This window comes from Kitasatospora sp. NPDC056800 (assembly GCF_042789775.1).
Classification (GTDB): Bacteria; Actinomycetota; Actinomycetes; order Streptomycetales; family Streptomycetaceae; genus Kitasatospora.
The window spans coordinates 1-5,026 of record NZ_JBHUAL010000347.1; the positions used below are offsets into that span (position 1 = coordinate 1).

A 5,026-nucleotide genomic window follows, 5' to 3' on the forward strand; every position below is an offset into this window, starting at 1 on the left:
GGAAGTCGGGTGGGGCGACTTCCCGCGCGCCGGTGAGGGGGTCAGGGGGTCGTGACGGCGTAGAAGGCGACGGCGGCGGCGGCGCCGACGTTGAGGGAGTCGATGCCGTGGGCCATCGGGATGCGGACGGGGTGGTGGGCGGCGGCGATGGCGCGGGGGGTGAGGCCGTCGCCCTCGGCGCCGAGCATGAGGGCGGCCTTGGGGAGGCTGTGCGGGGCGAGGGTGTGGAGGTCGACGGCGGTGTCGGCGGGGGTGAGGGCGAGCAGGGTGAAGCCGGCCTCGCGGACGGTGTCCAGGGCGGCGGGCCAGGGGTCGAGGCGGGCGTACGGGACGGCGAAGACCGCGCCCATGGAGACCTTGACGGCGCGCCGGTAGAGCGGGTCGGCGCAGTCGGGCGAGAGCAGGACGGCGTCCATGCCGAGGGCGGCGGCGCTGCGGAAGATGGCGCCGAGGTTGGTGTGGTCGACCAGGCCTTCCAGGACGGCGACCCGGCGGGCGCCGGCGAGCACCTCGGCGGCGTCCGGAAGGGGCTTGCGCTCCATCGAGGCGAGGGCGCCGCGGTGCACGTGGTAGCCGGTGACGGCTTCGGCGAGGGCGGGCTCGACCACGTGGACGGGGGCGTCGGCCTCGGCGATGACGTCGCCCATCACCTCCAGCCACTTGGAGGTGAGCAGCATCGACCGCATCCGGTAGCCGGCGGCGAGGGCGCGGCGGATGACCTTCTCCCCCTCGGCGATGAAGAGGCCCTCGGCGGGTTCGCGGCGGCGGCGCAGCTCGACGTCGGTGAGGCCGGTGTAGTCGGCGAGGCGGGGGTCGGCCGGGTCGGTGATGGTGCGGGGTTCGGACACCCTGCGATCTTGCCAAGCCCGGGCGGGGAAGGCCAAACGGCGGAGGGGGCGGGTGGTCCCCGGCTGGCCGTAGTGCAAATATGACCGTATGGCCCGAAATCCGGGCCGATCCTGGGCTCCGTCGGCCTCTGGCGCCACTGGCTCCGCCGGCTCCCCCGGTGGGCGCCCACACGGTCGGCCGCAGCTGCCGCACGCGAAGCCGCGGTGGCCCGTGTGGCACCGGTCGGTGGCGGGGCAGGTGTTCGCGCTCCAGATCCTGGTCGTGCTGCTGCTGGTGGTGGCGGCCGCGGTGGCGCTGGTGGTGCAGTCGCGCAACGACGCCGAGCACGAGGCGCGCAACCGTTCGGTGGCGGTGGCGCAGACCTTCGCCAGTTCGCCGGGCATCGTCGACGCGCTGCGCTCCCCCGACCCGACGGCCGTCCTGCAGCCGAGGGCGCAGTCCGCGCGGGTCGCCGCGGGCGTGGACTTCATCGTCGTGCTGAACAACCAGGGCATCCGCTACACCCACCCGAACCCGGCGCTGATCGGCCGGAAGTTCGTCGGCACCTACGAGCCCGCGCTGCACGGGCAGGTGGTGACCCAGCGCGTCTCGGGCACGCTCGGCTCGCTGGTGCAGGCGGTGGTCCCGGTGTACGCGCCGGACGGTTCGGTGGTCGGGCTGGTCTCGGCGGGCGTGACGCTGAAGAGCGTCAGCAGCGCCAGCGAGCGCCAGCTGCCGGTGGTGCTGGGCGCGGCGGCGGCCGCGGTGGGGCTGGCCACGCTCGGGACGGCGCTGGTCAGCCGTCGGCTGCGGCGCCAGACGCACGGGCTGGGCCCGGTCGAGATGACCAGGATGTACGAGCATCACGCGGCGGTGCTGCACGCGGTGCGCGAGGGCGTGATGATCCTCGGCGGGGACGGCCGGCTGCTGCTCTGCAACGACGAGGCGCGCCGGCTGCTGGACCTTCCGCCGGACGCCGAGGGCCGCCCGGTGGCCGGGCTGGGCCTGGAGCAGCGGCCGCTGGACCTGCTGACCGCCGAGCGCCCGGTGACCGACGAGGTGGTGCTGTCCGGGGAGCGGCTGCTGGCGGTGAACGTCCGGCTGATCGACCAGCCGGGCGGCCCGCCCGGCCGGGTCGCCACGCTGCGCGACTCCACGGAGCTGGCGGCGCTGTCCGGCCGGGCGGAGCGCGCGCAGCGGCGGCTGCGGCTGCTGTACGACGCCGGGGTGACGGTGGGCAGCACGCTGGACGTGACGCGGACGGCGGAGGAGCTGGCGCAGGTCACGGTGCCGCGGTTCGCGGACTTCGTCACGGTGGACCTGGCGGACCAGGTGCTGACCGGCGAGGAGCCGCCGCCGGGCCCTTCACTGGGGCGGATGCGCCGTACGGCGGTGACGGGCGTACGGGACGACGCGCCGTTCTACCCGGTCGGCACGGTGCTGGACGTGGTGCCCGAGACCCCGCTGGCCGGGGCGCTGCACAGCGGGGAGCCGGCCATCGAGCCGCGGCTGGCGGAGGCCGGCCGGTGGCGGGAGCAGGACCCGGAGCGGTCGGCGCGGGTGCTGGCGTACGGGGTGCACTCGCTGGTGCGGGTGCCGCTGCGGGCGCGCGGGGTGCTGCTGGGGGTGGCCCGGTTCTGGCGGGCGCAGCGGGCGGAGCCGTTCGAGGCGGAGGACCTGGCACTGGCCGAGGAGCTGGTGGCGCACGCGGCGGTGTGCATCGACAACGCCCGCCGCTACACCCGGGAGCACGCGATGGCGGTGACGCTCCAGCACAGCCTGCTGCCGCGCAAGCTGCCGGAGCAGACGGCGCTGGACGTGGCGCACCGTTACCTGCCGGCCCAGGCCGGGGTGGGCGGGGACTGGTTCGACGTGATCCCGCTGCCGGGCGCGCGGGTGGCGCTGGTGGTCGGGGACGTGGTGGGGCAGGGGCTGCACGCGGCGGCGACGATGGGCCGGCTGCGGACGGCGATCCACAACTTCTCGACCCTGGACCTGCCGCCGGACGAGCTGCTGGGGCACCTGGACGAGCTGGTGAGCCGGATCGACCAGGACGAGGCGGCGGGCGGGGAGCGCGCCGGGGTGGCCGGGGCGACCTGCCTGTACGCGATCTACGACCCGGTGTCGCGGCGCTGCACCCTGGCCACGGCCGGGCACCCGCCGCCGGCGGTGGTGGACCCGCAGGGCCGGGTGGTGTTCCCGGAGCTGCCGACCGGGCCGCCGCTGGGGCTGGGGGTGCTGCCGTTCGAGAACGCCGAGCTGGAGCTGGCCGAGGGCAGCCGGCTGGTGCTGTACACGGACGGGCTGGTGGAGGACCGGCAGCGGGACATCGACGAGGGGCTGGAGCTGTTGCGGGCGGCGCTGGCCGGGCCGCCGCGCACGCCCGAGCAGACCTGCGCGGACGTGCTCGGGGCGATGCTGCCGGAGCACCCGCAGGACGACATCGCGCTGCTGGTGGCGCGGACCAGGGTGCTGGCGCCGGAGCAGGTGGCGCAGTGGGAGGTGCCCTCCGACCCGGCGGCGGTGCGCGAGGTCCGGGCCGCGGTGGCGGAGCGGCTGACGGCCTGGGGGCTGGCGGAGGCGGCGTTCGTCACCGAGCTGATCCTGAGCGAGCTGGTGACCAACGCGATCCGGTACGGCTCCGGGCCGATCCGGGTGCGGCTGCTGCGGGACCGTTCGCTGATCTGCGAGGTGTCGGACGGCAGCAGCACCTCGCCGCACCTGCGGTACGCGGCGACCGAGGACGAGGGCGGGCGCGGGCTGTTCCTGGTCGCGCAGTTCGCGGACCGCTGGGGGACGCGTTACACGGCGACCGGGAAGGTCATCTGGACGGAGCAGCCGCTGGAGTAGGAAGTCGGCCGGGCCGACTTCCCACTCCCCCCGCGGGCCTACCGCTGGAAGGCGGCCGCCAGCACGTTGACGACGTCGCCGATGACGATGACCGCCGGGGGCTTGACCCCCTCGGCCTCGACCACCGCGGCGACGGTTCCGAGGGTGGCGTCCACCCGGCGCTGGGCGGCGGTGGTGCCCTCCTGGACGATGGCGACGGAAGTGTCCGCCGGCCGGCCGTACTCGACCAGCCGGGCGGCGATCGCGCCGATCTTGTCCACGGCCATCAGCAGCACCAGGGTGCCGCTCATCCGCGCGGCGGCCTCCCAGTTGGTGAGCGAGCGCTCGTCGTCCGGGCCGACGTGGCCGGAGATGACGGTGAACTCGTGGGTCATGCCGCGGTGGGTGACGGGCACGCCGGCCGCGGCGGGGACGCTGATCGAGCTGGAGATCCCGGGCACCACGGTGACCGGCAGCCCGGCCTCCGCGCAGGCCAGCAGCTCCTCGCCGCCGCGGCCGAAGACGTACGGGTCGCCGCCCTTGAGCCGGACCACGAACTTGCCGGCCTTGGCGTGCTCGACCAGGGTGCGGTTGATCGCCTCCTGGGCCATGAACCGGCCGTACGGGATCTTGGAGGCGTCGATCACCTCGACGTGCTCGGGCAGTTCGGCGAGCAGCTCGCGCGGGGCGAGGCGGTCGGTGACGACCACGTCGGCGTCGGCGAGCAGCCGGCGGCCGCGCACGGTGATCAGGTCCGGGTCGCCGGGGCCGCCGCCGACCAGGGCCACGCCGGCCCCGTGCGAGCGGTACTGACGGGCGGCCAGCGAGCCGTCCCGCAGGCCGTCCACGATGGCGTCGCGCAGGGCGGCGGAGTGGCGCGGGTCGCCGGTGAGGACGGCCACGGTGGCGCCCGCGTCGCGGCCGCTGGCCGGGGTCCAGGCGGTGGCCGCGGCGGCGTCGTCGCTGCGGGAGCAGAACACCCGCTCGCGCTCGGCCTCCGCGCTGACCGCCGCGTTGACGGCCGGGTCGTCGGTGGCCACCAGGGCGTACCAGGTGTCGGCGAGGTCGCCGTCCCGGTACGGGCGGGCGTGCCAGGTGAGCTCGCCGGCATCGGCCATGGCCTGGACGGCCGGGGTGGTGGCGGGCGCCACCAGGTGCAGGTCGGCGCCGGAGGCGATCAGGGCGGGCAGCCGCCGCTGGGCGACCTGGCCGCCGCCGACCACGACGACGCGGCGGCCGGCCAGCAGCAGGCCCACCGGGTAGGGGGTACGGCCCTCGGTGCTCGGGTGCGGGGTGGGCGCGGTCATCGGCGGTGCTCCTGATCGGGGATGAGGGTGTGGGGACGGTACGGCACGTCACCGCTCCGCGG

General features: G+C 75.8%; 3 protein-coding genes. 1 reads left to right on the plus strand and 2 read right to left on the minus strand.

Annotation, left to right across the window (positions count from 1 at the left end; translation table 11 throughout):
- Positions 1 to 41: 41 nt before the first annotated feature.
- Positions 42 to 848, minus strand: coding sequence for an RNA methyltransferase (locus ACFRQN_RS39875; protein WP_049658657.1), 807 nt, complete (start codon positions 846 to 848; stop codon positions 42 to 44).
- 88 nt (positions 849 to 936) lie between these two features.
- Between ACFRQN_RS39875 and ACFRQN_RS39880 the strand changes: the two genes are divergently transcribed.
- Positions 937 to 3,678: a SpoIIE family protein phosphatase gene (locus tag ACFRQN_RS39880; protein WP_375877203.1), complete on the plus strand. Its 2,742-nt coding sequence runs from the start codon at positions 937 to 939 to the stop codon at positions 3,676 to 3,678.
- Between the two features lie 38 nt (positions 3,679 to 3,716).
- Here ACFRQN_RS39880 and cobA read toward each other — a convergent pair whose 3' ends face one another.
- A complete protein-coding gene (gene cobA, locus ACFRQN_RS39885) occupies positions 3,717 to 4,964 on the minus strand; it encodes a uroporphyrinogen-III C-methyltransferase (protein ID WP_380745533.1) in 1,248 nt (415 codons plus the stop codon).
- Positions 4,965 to 5,026 lie beyond the last annotated feature (62 nt).